At 27.5% G+C, this 20,885-nt stretch carries 19 protein-coding genes; 12 read left to right on the forward strand and 7 right to left on the reverse strand.

The window, feature by feature from the left end; all coding sequences use genetic code 11:
* Positions 1-110: 110 nt before the first annotated feature.
* Positions 111-1,799 (reverse strand): diguanylate cyclase, encoded by a 1,689-nt coding sequence (locus tag I6U48_RS16695; protein WP_218321602.1) that lies wholly within the window; start codon positions 1,797-1,799, stop codon positions 111-113.
* Between the two features lie 487 nt (positions 1,800-2,286).
* Here I6U48_RS16695 and I6U48_RS16700 point away from each other — a divergent pair, with 487 nt between their 5' ends.
* The 3 genes from I6U48_RS16700 to aat all read left to right on the forward strand — a co-directional run bounded on the left by I6U48_RS16700 (position 2,287) and on the right by aat (position 4,677).
* On the forward strand, positions 2,287-3,318 hold the full coding sequence (locus I6U48_RS16700) for a DUF362 domain-containing protein (RefSeq protein ID WP_218321603.1): 1,032 nt from the start codon (positions 2,287-2,289) through the stop codon (positions 3,316-3,318).
* A gap of 120 nt (positions 3,319-3,438) precedes the next feature.
* On the forward strand, positions 3,439-3,999 hold the full coding sequence (locus tag I6U48_RS16705) for a TetR/AcrR family transcriptional regulator (RefSeq protein ID WP_218321604.1): 561 nt from the start codon (positions 3,439-3,441) through the stop codon (positions 3,997-3,999).
* A gap of 30 nt (positions 4,000-4,029) precedes the next feature.
* Positions 4,030-4,677 carry a leucyl/phenylalanyl-tRNA--protein transferase gene (gene aat / locus I6U48_RS16710; RefSeq protein ID WP_218321605.1) on the forward strand — a complete coding sequence of 216 codons (648 nt, stop codon included), beginning with the start codon at positions 4,030-4,032 and terminating at the stop codon, positions 4,675-4,677.
* A 94-nt stretch (positions 4,678-4,771) separates the two neighbouring features.
* Here aat and I6U48_RS16715 read toward each other — a convergent pair whose 3' ends face one another.
* Genes I6U48_RS16715 through I6U48_RS16725 form a run of 3 tightly spaced genes read right to left on the reverse strand, consistent with a single transcriptional unit; the run spans position 4,772 to position 6,923 of the window.
* Positions 4,772-4,951, reverse strand: a complete 180-nt coding sequence (locus I6U48_RS16715; protein ID WP_218321606.1) for a FeoB-associated Cys-rich membrane protein — start codon at positions 4,949-4,951, stop codon at positions 4,772-4,774.
* Positions 4,941-6,710 (reverse strand): ferrous iron transport protein B, encoded by a 1,770-nt coding sequence (feoB, locus tag I6U48_RS16720; protein WP_218321607.1) that lies wholly within the window; start codon positions 6,708-6,710, stop codon positions 4,941-4,943. The genes I6U48_RS16715 and feoB overlap by 11 nt, the downstream gene beginning before the upstream one ends.
* A 33-nt stretch (positions 6,711-6,743) precedes the next feature.
* A complete protein-coding gene (locus tag I6U48_RS16725) occupies positions 6,744-6,923 on the reverse strand; it encodes a 4Fe-4S dicluster domain-containing protein (RefSeq protein WP_218321608.1) in 180 nt (59 codons plus the stop codon).
* Positions 6,924-7,245: 322 nt separating this feature from the next.
* Between I6U48_RS16725 and I6U48_RS16730 the strand changes: the two genes are divergently transcribed.
* The 4 genes from I6U48_RS16730 to I6U48_RS16745 all read left to right on the forward strand — a co-directional run bounded on the left by I6U48_RS16730 (position 7,246) and on the right by I6U48_RS16745 (position 10,919).
* Entirely contained in the window at positions 7,246-8,211 is a 966-nt protein-coding gene (locus tag I6U48_RS16730; RefSeq protein ID WP_218321609.1) for a metallophosphoesterase family protein, read from the forward strand.
* A 166-nt stretch (positions 8,212-8,377) separates the two neighbouring features.
* The gene (gene truA, locus I6U48_RS16735; RefSeq protein ID WP_218321610.1) at positions 8,378-9,115 is read left to right on the forward strand and encodes a tRNA pseudouridine(38-40) synthase TruA; all 738 of its coding nucleotides are present in this window, start codon (positions 8,378-8,380) and stop codon (positions 9,113-9,115) included.
* Between the two features lie 196 nt (positions 9,116-9,311).
* Entirely contained in the window at positions 9,312-10,427 is a 1,116-nt protein-coding gene (locus tag I6U48_RS16740) for an HD-GYP domain-containing protein (RefSeq protein ID WP_218321611.1), read from the forward strand.
* An 84-nt stretch (positions 10,428-10,511) separates the two neighbouring features.
* A complete protein-coding gene (locus I6U48_RS16745; RefSeq protein WP_312891061.1) occupies positions 10,512-10,919 on the forward strand; it encodes an HIT family protein in 408 nt (135 codons plus the stop codon).
* A gap of 51 nt (positions 10,920-10,970) precedes the next feature.
* Here I6U48_RS16745 and I6U48_RS16750 read toward each other — a convergent pair whose 3' ends face one another.
* On the reverse strand, positions 10,971-11,783 hold the full coding sequence (locus tag I6U48_RS16750) for an HAD family hydrolase (RefSeq protein ID WP_218321613.1): 813 nt from the start codon (positions 11,781-11,783) through the stop codon (positions 10,971-10,973).
* 715 nt (positions 11,784-12,498) lie between these two features.
* On the opposite strand from I6U48_RS16750, the gene I6U48_RS16755 reads away from it, so the two are divergent.
* On the forward strand, positions 12,499-14,664 hold the full coding sequence (locus tag I6U48_RS16755; protein WP_218321614.1) for a HAMP domain-containing methyl-accepting chemotaxis protein: 2,166 nt from the start codon (positions 12,499-12,501) through the stop codon (positions 14,662-14,664).
* A 159-nt stretch (positions 14,665-14,823) separates the two neighbouring features.
* Here I6U48_RS16755 and I6U48_RS16760 read toward each other — a convergent pair whose 3' ends face one another.
* Positions 14,824-15,582: a LytR/AlgR family response regulator transcription factor gene (locus I6U48_RS16760; protein WP_218321615.1), complete on the reverse strand. Its 759-nt coding sequence runs from the start codon at positions 15,580-15,582 to the stop codon at positions 14,824-14,826.
* A 31-nt stretch (positions 15,583-15,613) separates the two neighbouring features.
* A complete protein-coding gene (locus I6U48_RS16765; protein WP_218321616.1) occupies positions 15,614-16,723 on the reverse strand; it encodes a sensor histidine kinase in 1,110 nt (369 codons plus the stop codon).
* Positions 16,724-16,998: 275 nt separating this feature from the next.
* Here I6U48_RS16765 and I6U48_RS16770 point away from each other — a divergent pair, with 275 nt between their 5' ends.
* The 4 genes from I6U48_RS16770 (at position 16,999) to I6U48_RS16785 (ending at position 20,880) form a co-directional block, all read left to right on the forward strand.
* Positions 16,999-17,757, forward strand: a complete 759-nt coding sequence (locus tag I6U48_RS16770) for a sensor histidine kinase (protein ID WP_218321617.1) — start codon at positions 16,999-17,001, stop codon at positions 17,755-17,757.
* Positions 17,758-17,843: 86 nt separating this feature from the next.
* Positions 17,844-18,593 carry a LytR/AlgR family response regulator transcription factor gene (locus I6U48_RS16775; protein WP_218321618.1) on the forward strand — a complete coding sequence of 250 codons (750 nt, stop codon included), beginning with the start codon at positions 17,844-17,846 and terminating at the stop codon, positions 18,591-18,593.
* A gap of 221 nt (positions 18,594-18,814) precedes the next feature.
* Positions 18,815-19,567, forward strand: coding sequence for a LytR/AlgR family response regulator transcription factor (locus I6U48_RS30135; RefSeq protein WP_218321619.1), 753 nt, complete (start codon positions 18,815-18,817; stop codon positions 19,565-19,567).
* Positions 19,568-20,163: 596 nt separating this feature from the next.
* A complete protein-coding gene (locus I6U48_RS16785) occupies positions 20,164-20,880 on the forward strand; it encodes a sensor histidine kinase (protein WP_218321620.1) in 717 nt (238 codons plus the stop codon).
* Positions 20,881-20,885 lie beyond the last annotated feature (5 nt).

The raw sequence follows: 20,885 nt of genomic DNA on the forward strand, positions 1-20,885 counted from the left end.
TTAATACTATAATTAAAGACTAAAAAAGAAAAAGGAATTCAATTAACCTTTTTCTTTTTTAGTCTTTACTGTAAGGATAAAATTAAGAAAGATAATCTTACTTTTAAAAATTAACTGTTTGTGATCATAATTTTGGCTTCATAAAGCATAGTGTCGGCTTTATGAAGTAATTCTTTAAAGGTGGTATTTGTACTAGGAATACACATAGAATAACCCATACTAATTGATAGTTTATATGGTTTTTTTGAAATTAAATTATACTTATAAAAATTGCTGTTAATGAGTTCTATGATTTTTTTTGACTCCTCTTCCGATGCCTTGTTAACTGCTATAGCAACAAATTCATCTCCGCTCATGCGTGCTACTATATCGCTTTCAGCAAAGGAATTTTTAAAAATCTGTGCTGTATTTTTAATTGCTTCATCACCTTCCTTGTGGCCAAAGGAATCATTTATAGTCTTTAGTCTATTCAAATCTCCATAAAACAGTGTGAATTTACCACCAGTAGTTGATGTAGCCTTAAACAAATTATCGCCCTGTTCATAGAAACCTCGCCTATTTAGAATACCTGTTAACTCGTCTATATATACGGATTTATTTTCTTCAACAAGTTTTTCTATTTTAAGGAATGCATTAGAAAATTTTGTTGCTAGCATATAAGCCTGTGAAAATATAAAAATAAAAAATCCTAAAGGTATAAGGGAATTTGTATTCAATAATCTTGCGTGTAAAATGGCATCATGAACTACTGTAGCTAAGAAAACAATAAATCCAAATAAAATGATTAAAGCTCCTTGAGTATTATTAATAACAGCCTTAACTACAATAAATAATATATATATGAATAGTATAATAGCATATACTTCATAATATATTAAAAAGGCTTCATAGATCTCTATATTTGTACATATTGTTACCAGACTAATAAATAATGATACAATTTGGGTCACATGTATCATTTTTGATGAAATATCTTTAGCAAAAAGTTCTTTGAAAAACATAGCTATAAAGGGAAGGGAAAAATATACAGTTAAGTAAGCTATTTTATTAAATAGTGTAAATGGAATATTGGGAAATATATCAAATATAATTCTTTCACCTACTAGCGTGTTTCTTAAAGCTATTACTAAACAAAATATTCCGAAGTATAAAGGCGCTTTGTATTTTGGTCTTTTATAATACAGTACAAAGTGATAAATTCCCATGATAAAAATGCATCCAATAACAAATGCATCCGAAGCCGCACTTGTAATGTATTCTCTTTTTACTTGGTTAGCATTACCTAAAAAAATGCTTTGAATTTTGCCACTTACATTATTAAAGTTAGACATTTGAATAACAATTTCTACATCATTATTATCATTTTTAAAAAAAGCCATTTGATGCTCAAAACTTTCAATGGCACTATTTTCATCTTTAGATACTAATCCTGCGGAAGATACTAATTGTCCATTAATCCATATTTTTGAGGCTGAAAGTATATGTTGAGTTTTTATTCCATAAAGCTTATCGCCGTTAGCTTTCATTTTAATTATAATTCTCATTGTGCCGTATCCAAACTTAGGTAGTATATTATTATTTACAGTGGTAATTAATGAATTAGGTAGATTAATAAAATTATTTGGGTTATTTCTATGATTACTTTTAAAATCCTTAGGCTCTAATAACTGTCCCCAGTACAATTCCCATTGCCCATCTAGTTTAGCAAGTCCATCTTTTTTAAAGTCCCAATTAGTTAAATCAATTGTTCCTTGTGAGGATTTAGGTATGTTATTTTTTTCAACTCCACATCCACACAAAATAAGTATTATTAGAATTAATAATACGATAATTATATTTTGTTTTTTTCTAAGTAATCTATTTTTTTGAATATACCGTCCCTCCTTTTTATTTCAATGAACTCTAGCAAAAATTATATTTTACCTAAGACATTTTCACTATTACATATAGATTAACATTTGTCAATACTGTTAAAAGTAACTAAATTAGATAAATAAAGAAACATAATTATTGACTGTTTAGTCATTAAATATTAGAATTAAGTTAGCAAGATAATAAGTTAAAATATTAATAATCAAAAGAAGATGTTCTAGAAAGTAAAATTTATAGTGTGTTTATCTTTAATGAATCTAACTTGAAATTGTTAAATTTCAGGTTATGCTTCAGTTGAAATTTATGTGATTTTATAGAATTCTTTTAATTTTCTTTGGAATAATATAAAAGAATAATTTTGAGTCTTTTATTGACTAAATAGTCATTAATAATAATTGATAGAGGAGATGTCTTATGAAAAAAGTATATTTTAAAGCTATAGATTCATATTTGAAAACAGAAGAAATAAATCAAGTAACTAAGCTGCTTTTGAATAGCTTGATAGAAGGTGAAAATATTGTACTTGAAAAGTACATACCACTGAAAGTTCATTTTGGAGAAAAGGGCAATAATACTTTTATAGAATCTAAAAACTTTGAAGGTATATTTAAATACTTTAAAGAAAGAGAAATAAAAAGTGCTTTTATGGAAACAAATGTACTTTATAGAGGGCAGCGAACTACTAGTGAAAATCATATTAAGCTTGCAATGGAACATGGATTTACTCAATTACCTATTATAATTGCAGATGGAGATCATGGTGAAGATTATGAAGAGGTAGAAATAAATAAAAAGAATTTTAAAAAATGCAAAATAGGCAAAGAGATTGCAAAGCAAAAACAAATTATGGTTATAAGTCATTTTAAGGGTCATGCTTTAGCTGGTTTTGGAGGTGCAATTAAGCAACTTGCAATGGGGTGTGCATCAAGGGGTGGAAAGCTTGCTCAACATGCTAATTCTATACCTAAAATAAGCTATTTTAAATGTAAAGGTTGCGGTGCATGTGCTAAGAATTGTCCGGAAAAGGCAATCGTTATAGAATCAAAAGCTAAGATTAATAAAGATAAATGTGTTGGTTGTGCTGCATGTATGACAACTTGTAATTTTGGAGCAGTTTCAAATGGTTGGCTGGCATCACTTTCTAAAAACTTTAACGAGAGGCTTGCTGAATATGCTTATGGAGCTGCTAAAGGTAAGAATAATATTTATATTACCTTTGCTTTTAACATAACTAGAAATTGCGATTGTCATGGACATAGTATGAAACCAGTAGCAAAAGATATAGGTATATTTGCAGCTACAGATCCCGTTGCTATAGATCAAGCTTGTCTTGATGTACTCGATAAAAATAATGGGAGAACAGTATTTAGAAGAGGCAGATATACTTTAGAATATGCAGAAAAAATAGGTTTAGGAAGCAAACAATATAAACTTATAGAGATATAGGATTGCACTCCCTTTCTATTTGAAGTTCCATGTCAGCAGTAGTAAATTTAAAGAATATTAGTGTTGATTATTTGATTAATACAAATTATAATACTCTCTAGACTGATAAGGAGGGAAGATATGGACAGAAGAGAGAGAATATTAAAAGCAGCTTTAAAGCTTTTTAACGCTCATGGATTTGATAATACTCCTACGGCTCGAATTTCTAAAGAAGCAGGTGTTGCAACGGGAACGTTGTTCAATTATTTTGACACAAAGGAACAGTTAATAAATAGTCTTTATTTATATTGCAAGGATTCTTTAATAAGGCAGATAACACAGGGGATTGACAAAGAAAAAACTCTCAGGAGTAAATTAAAAAGGATTTATATGAATTATCTAGGATGGGGTCTTCACAATACAGATGAATTTTTATTTTTTCAGCAGTTTAGTAATTCACCTTATATAGGTGAAGTAACTAGAAAAGAAGGAGTTAGCAAGCTTAGCAGTTTATTAGAGCTAATTACTGAAGGTATGGAAAATGAAATTATAAAAAACTCCAATCAAGATTATATCAATGCAGTAATTGTAGGCATATTTAATTCAAGTATGCATTATTTTATTGAAAATCCCACTTTAGCTAAGGATGAAGAGTTTTTAGAAATATCTTTTAATTTTCTTTGGGATAGTATTAAGAAATAACTTAATAAATATATGGGAAAGGAAGTAATTATGCCTATTTTTAGATTAAATGATGATTTAATATTCCCCCATCCATCTCTCGCAGAGGAAGATGGACTTTTAGCTGTATATGGAGATCTGTGTCCTGATAGGTTAATGCTAGCCTATCAAAATGGAATATTTCCTTGGTTTTCGGAAGGGGAACCTATACTCTGGTGGTCTCCAGATCCAAGATTTATTCTTTATCCACAGGATATAAAAGTCTCTCATTCTATGAAAAAGCTGCTAAAAAAGAATACATATAGAATTTCTTTTGACACTTGCTTTAGAGATGTAATATCAAATTGTGCTGGTGTTCGAAAAGAAAGCGGCACATGGATTACTGATGATATGATAGAAGCCTATAGTAAGCTTCATGAACTTGGACATGCACATTCTGTGGAAGCCTGGTATGAAAATAAATTAGTTGGCGGGTTATATGGTATAAGTATTGGAAAATGCTTTTTTGGCGAATCTATGTTTTCAGTTATGGATAATGCTTCTAAGGCTGCATTTATTACTCTTTGCAAAAAGCTGGATTCAGAGGGCTACATTATGGTAGACTGTCAGGTTTATACTAAACATCTTGAAAGTTTAGGAGCTGTAAATATTCCACGAGAAGAGTTCCTTAAACTTATTAAAAAAGGAATTTTAAGATAAATTTCAATAAAAATCAAATAATTGATATTAAAAAACTCTGCGGCTAAAAATTCTTGAAATTAGTTTAGCTTCAGAGTTTTTTAGAGAAATAAAATTAAGATTTAAATTTATTTTTCTGAATTTTTTTAGTTCTGTAATGCGGACACATTTTAGAACAGCTTCCACAATTACGGCATTGATTGTTACTGTTTCTTATCTTCATATATATGATGTAAATAGCAGCAATAATTATTATGGCAGCAATGAAAAACTCGATGCAATCCTTAAAATCCATAAAAATACCTCATTCCTATATTATAAAATAAAAATGAAACTATCCAAGCGGTAGCAAATTGATAAAATATTGAAATTAAAGCCATCTTGGTACCGAATTCTTTTTTTAAGGTTATTATAGTTGAGGCACAAGGAGTGTATAAAAGAATAAAAAGTATAAAGCTTAAGGATGATATTGTATTAAAATGCTGCGCCATAGTTACTGAAAGATTACCACCATATAAAACTCCTAAGGTACCTGCAATAACTTCCTTTCCCATTAAACCAGTGAGCAGAGAAACTGAATTTTGCCAGTATCCAAAGCCCAGAGGAGCAAAGATTGGAGATATTAATTTTCCTATAAAGGCTAAAAAGCTTTCATTTATATTTACCATACCTTTTAAACTGAAATTAGACAACACCCAAGTTATAATAGACATTGAAAAAATAATAGTTCCGATTTTCTTTAAAAATCCTTTGCCCTTTTCCCAAGTATGCATAAATAGCAATTTTAAATTTGGCAGTGTATATTCTGGTATTTCATCGATGTATGGCTCATAATTAGCTTCTTTCACTAAAAATTTAAAGATTAAACTGTAAATAAAAGCTATAAATACGCCCATAGAATACATAAAAGCCAGAACAATAATTTCTTTACCGTGAAAAAACATGGTAGCAAAAAGCATGTATACAGGAAGCTTTGCATTACAGGACATCAATGGTATAAGTAATGCTGTAATATTTCTTTCTCTTTCATCTTCAATATTTTTAGCGGCTATTAAAGCTGGAACAGAGCATCCAAAACCTATTATCATTGGCATAAATGACTTACCTGATATTCCTCCCATATTCATAATTCTATCCATAAGAAAGGCAACTCTATTCATATATCCGCTATCTTCTAAAAATGACAATATAGAAAATAGCGTCAGAATTACTGGAAGGAATACCAATACCGAACTTATACCAGATATAATCCCATCAATTATGAGCGATTTAAACCATGGGCTCTGGTGAGATAATAATTTATCAACTACAGGTATTGTATAGTCAAACAATGCACTTCTTAAAAGATCAGAAAGAGGGGTACCCACCCAGGAAAACACTATTTTAAAAATAAGATAAATAATGCAAGCAAAAATTGGGTACGCTAAATATTTATTTAAAACAATCCTGTCTATTTTTTGTGATATGTTAACTAAGTTATGTTTTTTAACGCTAATGCAGGAATTCATTATTTGCTCTATATAGGAATAGGTGTTTTTTTCAGTATTTATATTTTCAGGAAAGATATTAGGTGCTGAGAAGCTAGAATCCTTTATGTATTTGTGTACTGCTTTAACGTGAGGTTTAGCAAGTTTATTTATAGGTATAACTTTGATTCCTAACATATCAGAGAGTTTTTGAATATCTATATAAATACCATTCCTTTTAGCCTTATCGACTGAATTTAAAGCAACTACCATTGGTATATTTAATTTTGTTAATTGCAGGGTTAAATAAAGATTTCTCTCTAAATTCGAAGCGTTTACAATATTAATTATTAGATCTACCTTGTTTTCTGTTATATAGTTAATAAATAAGTTTTCAGTTTTAGAATTTGTATCTATAGAGTAAATCCCAGGAAATGCGACTATTTTGGTACTTTTATCTATAAAACCTTGCTGTTTGTCTATTTTAGAATTTCCCTCTTCATCTGATTTTTGTTGTACACGAGCTATTTTACTAAAAAAAGTTTCCTGCCCAACATTAGGATTACCAATTAAAGCACATACTGTCATATCTTGCTCCTTATATAAGTCTTTTTATTAAATTTATCTTATTGCATATTTATGGCACACTGAAATACAGGAACCGCAATTAATACACAGATTTATATTAATATATCCATGTTCATTAACTATAGTTATGGCTCCCATAGCACAGGAATTTTCGCACTTTCTACATCCCACACATCGTTCATTGTCAATTTGCAAAGTTTTTTTGTTATCCATATATTTTTACCGAAATTATTCAGAGTTAAATTAACTCTAAATCTCTAGATTGTGAGTAAATCTATAACTTCGATAAATACCTCCTTCCAATTATTTTATGCATAAAATTATATTCTGTGTTTAAATCATTTATTTCACATATTATTATATCAGCAGTGTAGTAATAAAGAAAAGTTATTATAACAATTTTTTATAATTAATAGAAAAATATAATTAGGGGAAAAATATTTGAAACACATTCATAACACAGGTAGTTTTATAAATTACAGTGTGATATTATAAAAACATAAAATTTTGAAATATGACAGGGGCCAAAGATTATATGAAGAAATTAAAAATAATAGCATCAGTATTAATAATAGGTGTAATCATTTCATTTGGAGTGTATATAAAGGGAGTTTTAATATCGAGTAATTATAAAAAAGTAGAAGTAAGTGTAAATACTAAAAAAACAGAAGATAAAGAACTTAAGTTTGCGGTTTTAGGAGACGTGCATGGAGATGTTCATAAATTACAAAATGCTATCAATGATTTACGTAGCATAAATAGCAGCATGGATGCTATGGTATTGAATGGTGACAATGTTGACCAAGGATTAAAAATTCAATATGATGTACTGAAAAATACTTTGAAGCAGAATAGCAACATACTTCCTAAAACTATAATAGAGAATATTGGAAATCACGATTATTTTGATTATGCAAAAGGACCTAATACAAAAGATGATGTACAGAAATTTATAAATATGTATTTAGATTTTTCAGGAGAAAAATCAGTATACCATGATATTTGGATAAAAGGATACCATTTCATATCATTAGGTTCTGAATCAGGAAATACAAAAGCTTTAGGACCAGTGAACGCTTATTTATCTGAAAAACAGTTAGGATGGCTAAAGGAAAGATTAGCTGAGAAGCATGAAAAAGGTAAGCCTATTTTTGTATTTTTACATCAGCATCTAAGTACAAGTATAAAGGGATGGCGCGGCGTAGAACAAAGAGATGAACTAAATAAAATTTTGTCAAAATATCCTGAAGTAGTTTTGTTCACATCTCATACTCATGTTTTGTTAAGTGTAGATAATATAGAACAAAATCAACCTTTCACTATTGTACATACAGGTGCCGTTCACTATGCTATATTACCTGAAGGACATAATATAAAAAGACTTTATAATGATAGTCAGGGATTATATGTAGAGGTAGAAGGAAACAAGATTTTTATTAAAGGAAGAGATTTTGTTAAAAAAGATTGGGTTTTTACAAAGGAAATATCTAAAGGAAATTAAATTGCCTTAAAGTTATTTATGAAAGATAAAAAGATGAATAAAATTAATCTACCAATACAGATGCATAAAATAATATGGGGAGAAAAGAAAAAAGGTGTCTAATTTTAATATTAATGGTACAATATTAGTTGTGTAATTTAATAAAATAAACAAAAGGTGGTACTATATGAGAAATTTAAGAATGTCAATTGAGTATGACGGAACTAGATATAGGGGATGGCAAAAGCAAAAGGAAGGCGTCCCAACTGTTCAAGAAAAAATAGAAAATGTTTTATCTAAAATGACAGGGGAAGATGTTCAAGTAATAGGTTGTGGAAGAACTGATTCAGGAGTACACGCTGAAAATTATATAGCAAACTTTCATACTTATTGCAATCTAACTATAGAGGATATGCTAAATTATTTGTATGAATTCCTACCTGAAGATATAGTAGTAAAATCTATGAAGGATACAACAGAAAGGTTTCATGCAAGATACAATGTAAAATCTAAAACTTATGTATATAGAATAAATAACAATAAATTTAGAAGTGTATTTAACAGGAAATATGCTTATCATACTGATGAAGAACTCAATATAAATGAAATGAGAAATGCATCAGAGATTTTAATCGGAACTCATGATTTTCAAAGTTTTACCAATCTGAAATCTAAAACTAAGTCTACTATTAAAACTATTAACTATATACATATAAATCAAAAAGATGATATGATAGAAATAGAGGTAAACGGAAACGGATTTTTGCTCAACATGGTTAGAATTATTACAGGAACTCTCTTAGAAGTAGGTAAAGGAAATTTAAAACCATCAGATATAGAAAAAATATTGAATGAGAAGAAAAGATCTGAATCTGGTCCAATAGCTCAAGCTAAGGGATTATTCTTAAAAAATGTTCAATATTAATTGATTTTTAGATGATTTTTATAAATACTTGTTTCTGCTTTAAAGAGATTAGAATTAAATTGCTAATCTCTTTTTTTATAATAAAATTGACTAATATACTAAAGAAGAATACCAATTTTACTTTAAGTCTGATAAAATATTACTTATAAACAGTAAATTGACAGAAAGTAGTTGTGTGGATTGGGGGTTTGAAGCAATGAGACTTGTACCAATACAGTATGTTAAAGCAGGAAGCTTTTTGGCGAAAAGCATTTATGATGATAAGGGTGCAGTTCTCTTAAGAGAAGGTGTAAAGCTTACTGAAAGCTATATTAGAAGAGTGACGCAGCTTGGGATATTTACCATGTATATAAATGATGAATATAGTGGCCCAGAAGTCGACGATTTAATAAAGCCAGAATTAAGACAAAAAGCGATTAAAACTATAAAGGAAACTTTCTATAGTTTTGATAAGTTCAGTTCTAGTGCTGGAAAAGGTAGTATGCAAGATAAAAAATTTATAGCTGAAAGACAGAAATATTTTCAATCTATTAGTGAAATTGTTAAGGAGATTATGGAAGAGCTTCTTGGAAGAAGAAATGTTTTGATTAATGTTGTAGATATAAAAAGTACAGATAATTATACTTATCAACACAGCGTCAATGTCGCTGTATTGTCTTTAGTACTAGGAATACAATTACAACTGGAAAGAAGAAAATTATATGATTTATGTTTAGGAGCATTAATTCATGATATTGGTAAGGCACTTGTACCACAAGATATATTACTAAAGAGTGATAAATTGACAGTTGAAGAACTTAATATTGTCAAAGAACATGCACAAATGGGATATGATTTTTTAAAAGGCAGTTCGGATATACCTGCCACTTCACGAATTATAGCTCTTCAACATCATGAAATGGAGGATGGAAAAGGGTATCCAGAAGGAAGGCATGGAGATGAAATAAACATTTTAGCCCAAATAGTAGCAGTGGCAGATGTTTATGATGCATTAACATCCGATAGACCATATAGAAAGGCTCTAAGTCCAAATGATGCAGTAGAATATATTATGGCACATGGACAAACTCAGTTTAATTATGAAGTGGTTAAAGCTTTTAGTAAATGTATAGTTCCATATCCAGAAGGAACCATAGTTAAATTAAGTAATGGCGAAATAGCTGTAGTGGAAGAAATATATCCTAACTTTACTCTAAGACCTAAAGTTAAAATTATAAATAAAAAATACGGAAATGGTGAGGAGATTTATAAAGATCTTAGAACTGAATTGGGATTGGTAATAGTTGGTCCTGAATATGAGATTCCCGAATAAACTACAAGGCTACTTGTATTTAATAAAAAAATATAGATATTTATAAGGTTATCCAGCACTAGACAGTTAATATCTGGTGCTTTTATTTATGATAATAGAAAGGGAGAACAGAATATGGAAGAATGCCTATTTTGTAATTATAACAAATCAGAAATAATAGCAGAAAATAAATTAGCTTTTGCTATAATGGATAAGTTTCCTGTGAATGAAGGACACACTTTAATAATACCCAAAAGACATTTTCCTTTTTTCTTTGAAGCTGCAGAAGAAGAAATAAAAGCCATGTATAGCCTTATGCATGAAGTAAAAGAAATGCTAGACCTTCAATATGAACCCGCAGGATATAATGTGGGTGTAAATATAGGTTATTATGCTGGACAGACAATAAAACATCTTCATATACATTTAATTCCAAGATATAAGGGAGATGTTGAAAATCCTAAAGGTGGGGTTAGAAATTTGAAAAAGGCGTTAGTAGAATATGATGGATAACGTTGAATGGTACTGTTGAACTATAATAAGTGCAACAGTACCATTATAGTTTCATATAGCCAAATTTTCTTCTGCCCATTTGACTACAAAATCTATGACATGTTCATCATTTGAGCAGCACTTATAAGATACTTCTTCAAATAATTTTTTGTTTCCGTTTGCTACACAAAAACCATATCCGGATCTTTTTAGCATTTCATAATCATTCATGTTATCACCTATTGTAATTGTTTTGGCAATATCAATATTTAAAATTTCACATAAAGTTTCTAAAGCATGTCCTTTAGAAGTGTTTTGAGGCAATATTTCTAAATAATTTTCTCCACTTTTGACTAAGTTGACTTCACCAAACACAGAAACAAAAGCATTCTCAAGTTTGTCAATCTGATCTTCTTCGCCTAAAATTAAAATCTTTGTCCAATTTTTATTCCATAAGTTGTTTGGCATTTTATAATGAACGTCAGTTCTTTCAGGTGAAAATCTTTTGGTAAACCTACATTTATTAAAAATATAAACATTCTCATCATAATAAATCTCAATTCCTAAAGAAGGATCATGTTGTTTTAATTTCCTAATTATATTTTTAACTTTATCCTCTAAAAACAATTCATATATAGTTTTTCCTTCATTGTAATCATAAATTTTTGTTCCATTATATAGTATTATAGGTATATTTACATCAACTACATCTAAGTATTTACGTACTGATTCCATCATTCTGCCTGTAGCAAGAGTAAATATTCCTCCCTGCGCTGCAAATCTGTTTATAGCCTTAATGTTTTCCACAGAAATTAGTTTATCACTTCCAATTAATGTACCATCCATATCTGAAACTAATAAATAACCTTTAAATCGCCTATCCATGCTTTTCTCCATTTCCTTATAAATGAGTATAATATTTATCTTATTATTTTATATTAAAAAGTTAAATAATCCAATACATATTTTATAGATCGTAAACTCTAGAACTAAACTTATCCAGATTACCAATATAGACTTGATTGTAAGTCATTAAATAACTGAGAGCTTACAATATTGGTAATTTCATAGTTTTGTAAGTTCAATTATAGAGTTAACGATCTATAAGAGCAATTTAAAATAATATTGCTTTAAGTGCACGAATTATTACTTAAAAGTAAATTAATAACCGTTTAGGTATTATTTTACACGTTTCGAGAAGTTATTTAACAAATTTTCCGAAAAATTGTTATTATTATTATATAGTAATTAATTTAAAGGAAGTGAGGATATGTATAGAGATTCAACAAGGGATTCCTTAAGTGAAAATTGGAAGAGCAACTTATATAATTCCAACAAATCATATAAGATAAATTTTTACTATAAAAGACGAACAAATTTTTCAAGATATAAATGGAGACGAAATGATATTAGCTAGAGGACAAGCATCCGCATTTATTAGACTAGACAAGTTTTATAATATAGATACTAATTAGGGAGAATCTTTTACAAATGATGTCATAGATTTTAATAACAAAATTAACTTCTTATTAGATTGTAACAAATTAGTTGATACTGGGATTGATTTAATGAAAACTTAGAAACAGGAGGAAAAAAACAAATGACATGGTTAAATGATATTAAGATAAAAGTAAAAATATTTATAGTTATATGTTTTATTTCAATCATATTAAGTATAGTAGGATTTGTCGGAATGAATAATATAATGAAGGTAGATAAAAATCATACAAATATATATACACAAAATGTTAATGCAACTGACTATTTAAATTCAGCCGAACTCTCATATCAAAATACTCGGGTAGCAATGCGGGAATTTGTTTTAGATTATATAGACAATAAAGAATTGACACAAAAAGAAATAGAACAAATAAAAACATTAAACAGCTCGATAAACGTATATATAAATAAGTACGAAAAGCTAATGCAAAATGAGCAAACAAAAAATGAACTAGAGTCACTTAATCAAATTCTTGATCAATACTCTAAAATATGTGATGAAGCAATTACTTTAACAATCAATGGAAAAAAGTCAGAAGCAACTAAAATTATAATGACTACTGGCAAGGATATAGCTGAAAAAATAGCAAATAAATTCGATAATATAAGAAAAATTAATATAGATCAAGGTAATAAGGAATTGAACTTGAATTCAGAGTATTCAAAGAATATAAAAAATAGTTTGCTTATTATCGTCATATTAGGAATATTACTGTCACTAATATTAGGAATCATAATTTCTAATATTATAAGTAAACCTATTAGTATCTTAGCTAAACAAGCAGAAAAAATAGCTAAAGGTAATATAGATATTGAGATAAATACTAAAGATAGAAAGGATGAAATTGGCGATCTATCTTATGCCTTTAGAAATATGGTAGATAACATTAAAGAACAGACTAATATGATAGAAAATATTGCAAATGGTGATTTTAGTAATGAAACAATTGTTAGATCGGATAAAGATATTCTTGGAATAAGTTTACTTAAAATGAATGAGACTATAAAAAACATAATAAAAGAGATAAATTATTTAATAAAAGCTTCAGAAGAAGGAGCATTATCTACAAGAGGAGAAGTGGATAAATTTAACGGATCGTGGAAAGATTTAATAATTGGAATTAATAGTATTTTAAATGCTGTTATAGAACCTATTGAAGAAGCAACAATGGTATTAAAAGAAATGGCCAATGGAAATCTTCATATAGTTGTAAAGGGAGATTATAAAGGTGATCATGCTGTTATAAAAAATGCTTTAAACAGTACAATAAGTAATATATTTTCTTACATACAAGAGATATCTAAAGTATTAAGAGACATGGCAAAAGGTAATTTAAATTTGCAGGTTTCTAGCGACTATAAAGGTGATTTTATAGAGATTAAAAAATCTCTGAATTTGATAATTAATTCATTTAATAAAGTTCTCGGTGAAATATATAACATTGCTGATCAAGTTGCAGAAAGTTCTAAACAAATTTCAGACTCTAGCCAAGGATTAGCAAGAGGAAGCACAGAACAAGCTAGTGCAATTGAGGAAATTAACGCTTCTATAGAACTATTCAAAAATCAAATGATAAAAAATTCAGAAAATTCTTCAAAGGTGTATGATTTAACTTTAAATTCAAAGAAAAAAGTGGAAGATGGAAATCTTCAAATGGAAGAAATGCTTAAAGCAATGGGAGGTATAAATCAAGCATCTTCTAACATATCTAAAATAATAAAAGTTATAGATGAAATAGCTTTTCAAACTAACATACTAGCACTTAATGCAGCTGTTGAAGCTGCTAGAGCTGGTGAGTCTGGGAAAGGGTTCTCTGTGGTAGCTGATGAAGTGAGAAATCTTGCTGAAAGAAGTTCAAAAGCCGCAAAGGAAACAGCTGTTTTAATAGAAGAATCTATTAAAACAGCTGATATAGGTACAAAAATAGCAAACAAAACAGCTAGTTATCTTGAAGAAACTGTTCAAAATACAATTTTAATTACAAATCTTATAGAGAAAATAAAGGAAGCTACAACAGAACAAACAGTATCTATCACGCAAGTAAATGAAGCGATGGAGGAGGTTTCAGAAGTTGTACAAGCTGGAACAACTAATATAGAAGAAAGTGCTTCCTCTTCAGAAGAATTGTATAAACACGCCGATTTGTTAAGAAGTAGAGTAAAGAAATTCAATCTAAAAAACAAGGAAAATTCAAATATTATTAGATTAGATGATAATACAAACAAAAGTTTACTAGATGAAGTAGCATTTTCTTTAGACACCTAAACGGCTATTGATACTTAAAAAATGTATGTAATTTATTCTAAACAATAATAAAAAGATGATTTATTTTTATTATAATAATCTTTTTATTATTGTTTACTATTAGTAATAATATTTTTGTACTATGATTTATTCTGAAATTTTAATCAATAATTTAGTAAGTTAATCATCAAAAATATAGTTAAATTCATCAAAGATGTCATTTTGAGTTACAGGCACGAGTATTTCTTTTCCATTTGTCATAGTGATTGTTTTATTAAATTTATCAATTTTAACTATATGATTCGAATTTATTATATATGATTTATGAACTCTATAAAAAAAGTTACCTGAGTGTTCAAGTTGAAAAAGCATTGATTTCATAGATCCATATACTTGAAAAACATTATTAATCAAATGAATAATGAGTTTTGATTTAAAACTTTCTATGTATATTATATCCTCTATGCATATTTGATGCTTAATATAATCTGAAGTCACTGTTATAAAACTTCTTTGTTGAATTCCGAAATTTTTCAAAAGAGCTTCAAAATCTTGGTATAGAACTGCAATAGTGGATTCTATATTCCTTAATGTTATAGGTTTTACCCAAAAGTCAAAAGCTTTGAGCCTATATTTAAAAGGCATTAAAGATAGTTCAATATGAGCTGTAAGTATTATTATATAAGAATGAGGCTCGTATTTTCTTATCTTGCGAGCTAAGCTTAAGCCATTTAAGTCACAATTTAAAGATATATCTAATATATATACATTAAAATCTTTTTTGTGTAAAGATGAGTATTCCAGTACTCTGAATGGGTTAGAGGAATCTAAAACAACTTTACCGTTCAAATTTTTTTGCTTTAATATTTTCTGTATATGGTTTTTAGTTACATCTAGAACAACTGAGTTATCATCGCATATTATGAAATTTAATGTCATAAATCAGCACCTCATTATTAGTCGTTTTAATTTACTTTTTAATATTAAGTTCTTGCACGAATAAGTTATAGTTAACAAAGGTATTATTGACGATTTTAGAATAATTTTTCAATATATCCTGCACAAACTTAAGACCTAATCCTCTTTCTTTTCCTTTTGTTGAGCCACCTTTTTTTATAATAGTTAAATCAGGTTTTTCTTTAAAAGTATTTTCAATAAATATACTGATACATTTAGTATTTTCCAGTATAATTATCGAAACGTTTTTAGTAAAGGCATCAGATGCAGCTTCTATTGCATTATCTAAAAATACACCTAAAATTTCACATAGATCAGTATTTTTTATATACCTGCTATCAAGGATAACATCACATTCAACTTTTATTTCCATATTTATTTCTAAAGCCCTGGCTACTTGCAATTTTGACATTAAAAGCCCTTTTGTAGCAGGATTTTTAATTTTTTCTATAGAAAAAACAGTATTATCTTTTAATATTTCAAATTGATCTTCTATTTGACTAAAATATTTTGTTAAGCCTTTCCAGTCTTTGTTATCAATATATCCATTTAAACCATATAGAACATTTAATACGTTGTGTCTAAATCTTCTTAATTCAGACATCATACTGTCATTGTTTTGAACATAAGTTTCAAGTTGCTTATACATTTTTTGCAATCTTTGTGTAGTACGCTTATTTTCAGTAATATCTGTTGAGGCTGTAGTTACACCGATAATCTCACCTAATTTATTTTTTAGTGGTTTAGCAGTTATATCATAGGTAAAAATTTTTCCCTGTATTGGAAAGTCAATTTCTTTTCTGGTATTTATTCTAGTTTCCAATACTTGTTTCTTCAATTTAACTAATTCTAGGGTGCCTTCATTTAAAGAAATTTCATCATCTCTTTTCCCAATAGATTCTTCTGGAGAAAAAGCTGAGTGTGGATTATAAATCCAAGTATATCTCAATTTATTATCAACATGTGCAATAATAATTGGTGAATGTTCTAGAGCAATATGGAAGGGGCTATTTTTATTGTCAGTATAATATTTTTGTACTCTAGAATTTTTAATTTGAGCTTTTAAATTCTTAATTTCCTCTTTCAATTCATTAATTAAATCTACATTCTTTTCAATACACATACTGTCTCTAAGTCTCCTTGCAATTTATAAATTACAGTAAATCTTAATGGTGATGTTTTATAAATTCCACTTTAAAATTATATAATACTATAGGTAAAATAAGCAAGTGTCATTAATTTCCTAGTTATGCTGCTCAAAATGTGTTATCTATAGAAATAATTGAAATTTTTCTAAAATAAATGTATAATTTTTGTGTTGAATTTAGTATGATAATGTTCGATATAGGACATTACTGATTCATGAATTTTTAAATTATGCTGGAATGAGGGAGTTTATTGAACTATGAAGATATGTCTAAAGAAGAATTAATAGAAGAATTAAAAAAATTAAAAAGGCGTTCTAATGATTTTGAAACACGAAATGTTAAAACTAGTGCTGGAAGGTTGAAAAAAATCAACTCTCAACTTAAGATATTTGTAAAAGAAAATGAAAAAATGACATATGAGTTAAAACGAATAAGACATAATGCCTTAAATATATTGTACGGCTTGAGTGGTTATATAGAAAATAGTGATTGGCAAGGACTAACAGAGTATTTCTATCAATTTGAAGAACAAATTAAGGATTTAAAGGGGAATTACATTTTTTCTATAAATAATATAAAAAATCACGCACTAAAGGGGCTATTGGTTGTAAAATTAGATAAAGCTAAAAGCTTAGGAATAAATGTTAGTGTTGAATTAGAAAATATTATTTATTTAGAAAAAAAATTTATAAAGACCACAGATCTTTGTGAATTATTAGGTGTATATTTAGATAATGCTATAGAGGCAGCTTCAGAGGCAAAAATTAAGAAACTAAATATTTGCATATTAGAAAACGTCAAATCAATTGTTATATCAATACGAAATACATTTAATGAAATACCAAATGTATCGGATATTAATCGAGGAATATCCACTAAGGGAAAAGACAGAGGAATAGGGTTAATCTTAAGTAAGAATATCTTAAGAAAATATAATAATATTATTCATAATACTTTTATTGAATATATATTTTTTATTCAAGAGATTTATATAAAAAAATATATGTAACTATACTTGGTTTTGAATTGAACAAAATTTATAATTCTGTTTCTATAGACTTAATTTTATATTGAAAAGAAGGTGATGTAATTAACATGGAATTAAAATTTATTATATGTGATGATGAAAAAAACTCATTGTGTAGTACTATAAATAGAATAGAGCGTATAATTAAAGAAGATAATGTTAAAGGAGAAATTGTTTTGTGTGTAAATAATCCTAATGCAGTCCTTGAATATTCAAAAACTAATTATAGAGACGCTAATGTATATATTTTGGACATAAATTTTAATAATGATATTAATGGTTTAAATTTAGCGCGCACTATAAGGAATAACGAACCAAATTCCTATATCATTTTTTTAACTGCACATGCTCAACTTTCTATGCTTACATTTCAATATAGGCTTAAGGTCTTTGATTTTTTAATTAAGCCAGTTATATATGGTGATTTTAAAGAATGTATAAATGCATTATGGCAGGATTTCAATAAAATAGAGGAGTTAAAAAGTAAAGGTGAATCTGATTATATAAATATTAAATCTGGATATAGAGAATACAAACTTGCTTCTGATGAAATTTTTTTTATAGAATCTTTTGGTCCTAAATTGATTATTCATATGAGAGAAGGTAATATAGAAACTTATAGCACTTTAAAAGAGTTTATCACTACTTTAAATAAAAAATCAAATTCTTTTTATAAATGTCATAAGTCATATATTGTTAATTTAAATTATATAACACAATTGGATTCTCAAAATAATGAATTAATTTTGTCTAATGGAGATAGATGTCTAATTGGAAGAGTGCAGAAAAGCTATTTAAGGGAAAAAATGAACATTTAATAATCTTTTATAAAATCAAACCTATATGTGTAGGTTTGTATTTTTTTGAGCTGCAATAAAATTTCGAAATTCTTTAAATTAAGCTAAAGAAGAGCTGATTATAATGAAAAATGTACATTTTATGCAATTATTGTTTGTAAAGCAAAAAAACTGTAATATAATAACAAATAATACAGGCAATTTACTATTTTGGTTACGTGCAAAGTAGGGGGGGATGAGTTGTGTTAAACATATTTTTATGCGAAGATAACACAAGGGAAAGACAAATTTTTGAAAACTATATTAACAATTCTTTACAAAGGAATGAATTAGAGGGAAAAATAGTTCAATCTACTAATAATCCTAATCTCATAATAGAATCTTTAAAACTTAATAAAAAAAGTAATAGAATTTATTTTTTGGACATCAATTTAGGTAGTACAATGAATGGAGTTTTATTAGCGAAAAAAATAAGAGAAATTGATAGTGATGGATATATTATATTCATAACAACTCACTCAGAGTTGGTTCTTTTAACATTTGAATATAAAGTTAGAGCATTAGATTTTATACTTAAAGACAACTACAGAAAAATAAAAGATAGGATTGATCAATGTATATTAATTGCTAAATCTGAGTATGCAAATAAATTCAATAATAATAATGATAATGTAAAAGTTATTACTATAAAGTCTGGTCCTAAAACTTTTAATATAAGAGAAAATGAAATAGAATTTTTAGAAACAATGGAAGAAGAGCATAAAATAAAAATAAACACATCAGATCAGCAAATAGAGTTTTATGGAACATTAAAGGAAATAGAAAAAGAATTGGATACAGAGTTGTTTTATCGATGTCATCGTTCCTGCATAGTAAATATTAAGCAAATAAAAGAAGTGGATAAAAATAATTTGATTATAAAAACCAAAAGTGGTTATAGCTGTTTTGTTTCTAGGCGAAATGTGAAAGGCTTGTTTGAAAGATGGACATATTAAATCATGCCTTTTATAACCTTGGTGTAATTATATCTTTTTCCTTTATATTGTTTAATAGACCCAGTTTAAAGAAAGTTTCTTTAAGAAAAAAAATATTTTTTATAGTGTTTCACTTTGCTATAGTGATGTCGTTTATTTACATTAACTATATACTAAAGTTGATTTTAATTACAAGCTTGTTGATATTAATATTAATATTATTAAAAATTGAAAAATATGAAGCGATTTTATCTATAGTAATTACTACAATTATTTATATTCTATCTTTTCTAATTAGTTGTGTCATTTTAATGGAGCTGAAAAAAATAGATTTATATGAAATTCAAAATAATTATTTTTATACTTTGCTTTTGCATATATTTAATATTATTATAGGATGTTTTACTGTTCAATTTATAGAAAAAATATTTTTATTAAATAATACTAATTTATATAATAAAAAAAGAATAGTATACAATACAATAAGCTGCTTAACTACTTTTGGAATTATACTTTTCAATCTTTACGATTATATGTATTTTCACAAACAAAAAAATGTAAAATTATTTTTATTATATATATTGCTAATAGTTTTATATTCATTAACGAATATATCTATGATTTGCTTAGTTGACAAATATACAAATGAGAAGCTTAAGAATAAGTATAAAGAAGAAGAGCTAAGTCAGTTATTGGATTACACACGAAATATGGAAAATATTATGCAGGAAATGAGAAAAAATGCTCATAATCATACTAATATAATGTCAACTATAAATGGGTATTTAGAATTAAATAAAATTGATGAGTTAAAACAATATTTTTTTGAGGAAATTAGTCCAGAATATAATTCATTAAGCTTGGTAAATAATAATTCAGCATCTCTTAAAAATTTGAGTAATTTTCCAGCTTTAAAAGGTATTTTGTCTTATAAATTAATTATTTCACAACAAAAAGAACTAGAAATTCATATTGATATATTCGAAAATATATCAAAGATTCATATGGATACTTTAGATAAATGCAAGATACTAGGAATATTAATAGACAATGCAATAGAAGCAGCAGAGGACACAGATATGAAAAAAGTAAATATAGCAGTATTTAAAGGTGAAAATTATGTAAGCTTTATTATTGAAAATAGCTATAAAGAAAGGCCAGACATAAGAAAAATATTTGAAAAAGGATATTCTACCAAAGGCATTAACAGAGGTTTAGGATTATCAATGGTTCGCCAAATTATTAATGATAGATATCCAAACGTTTTGCTTAATACTTTAATAAAAAATGATATGTTTACACAGGAACTTCACATATATGAAAAAGATATTTAATATTA

The organism is Clostridium thailandense (assembly GCF_019207025.1).
GTDB lineage: Bacteria > Bacillota > Clostridia > Clostridiales > Clostridiaceae > Clostridium_AM > Clostridium_AM thailandense.

Excerpts from the sequence above, each read along its gene's own strand:
- I6U48_RS16700 (WP_218321603.1), top strand. The coding sequence starts at position 2,287 with ATGAAAAAAGTATATTTTAAAGCTATAGATTCATATTTGAAAACAGAA.
- I6U48_RS16705 (WP_218321604.1), top strand. The coding sequence starts at position 3,439 with ATGGACAGAAGAGAGAGAATATTAAAAGCAGCTTTAAAGCTTTTTAAC.
- aat (WP_218321605.1), top strand. The coding sequence starts at position 4,030 with ATGCCTATTTTTAGATTAAATGATGATTTAATATTCCCCCATCCATCT.
- I6U48_RS16715 (WP_218321606.1), bottom strand. The coding sequence starts at position 4,951 with ATGGATTTTAAGGATTGCATCGAGTTTTTCATTGCTGCCATAATAATT.
- feoB (WP_218321607.1), bottom strand. The coding sequence starts at position 6,710 with ATGACAGTATGTGCTTTAATTGGTAATCCTAATGTTGGGCAGGAAACT.
- I6U48_RS16725 (WP_218321608.1), bottom strand. The coding sequence starts at position 6,923 with ATGGATAACAAAAAAACTTTGCAAATTGACAATGAACGATGTGTGGGA.
- I6U48_RS16730 (WP_218321609.1), top strand. The coding sequence starts at position 7,246 with ATGAAGAAATTAAAAATAATAGCATCAGTATTAATAATAGGTGTAATC.
- truA (WP_218321610.1), top strand. The coding sequence starts at position 8,378 with ATGAGAAATTTAAGAATGTCAATTGAGTATGACGGAACTAGATATAGG.
- I6U48_RS16740 (WP_218321611.1), top strand. The coding sequence starts at position 9,312 with ATGAGACTTGTACCAATACAGTATGTTAAAGCAGGAAGCTTTTTGGCG.
- I6U48_RS16750 (WP_218321613.1), bottom strand. The coding sequence starts at position 11,783 with ATGGATAGGCGATTTAAAGGTTATTTATTAGTTTCAGATATGGATGGT.
- I6U48_RS16755 (WP_218321614.1), top strand. The coding sequence starts at position 12,499 with ATGACATGGTTAAATGATATTAAGATAAAAGTAAAAATATTTATAGTT.
- I6U48_RS16760 (WP_218321615.1), bottom strand. The coding sequence starts at position 15,582 with ATGACATTAAATTTCATAATATGCGATGATAACTCAGTTGTTCTAGAT.
- I6U48_RS16765 (WP_218321616.1), bottom strand. The coding sequence starts at position 16,723 with ATGTGTATTGAAAAGAATGTAGATTTAATTAATGAATTGAAAGAGGAA.
- I6U48_RS16775 (WP_218321618.1), top strand. The coding sequence starts at position 17,844 with ATGGAATTAAAATTTATTATATGTGATGATGAAAAAAACTCATTGTGT.
- I6U48_RS16785 (WP_218321620.1), top strand. The coding sequence starts at position 20,164 with ATGATTTGCTTAGTTGACAAATATACAAATGAGAAGCTTAAGAATAAG.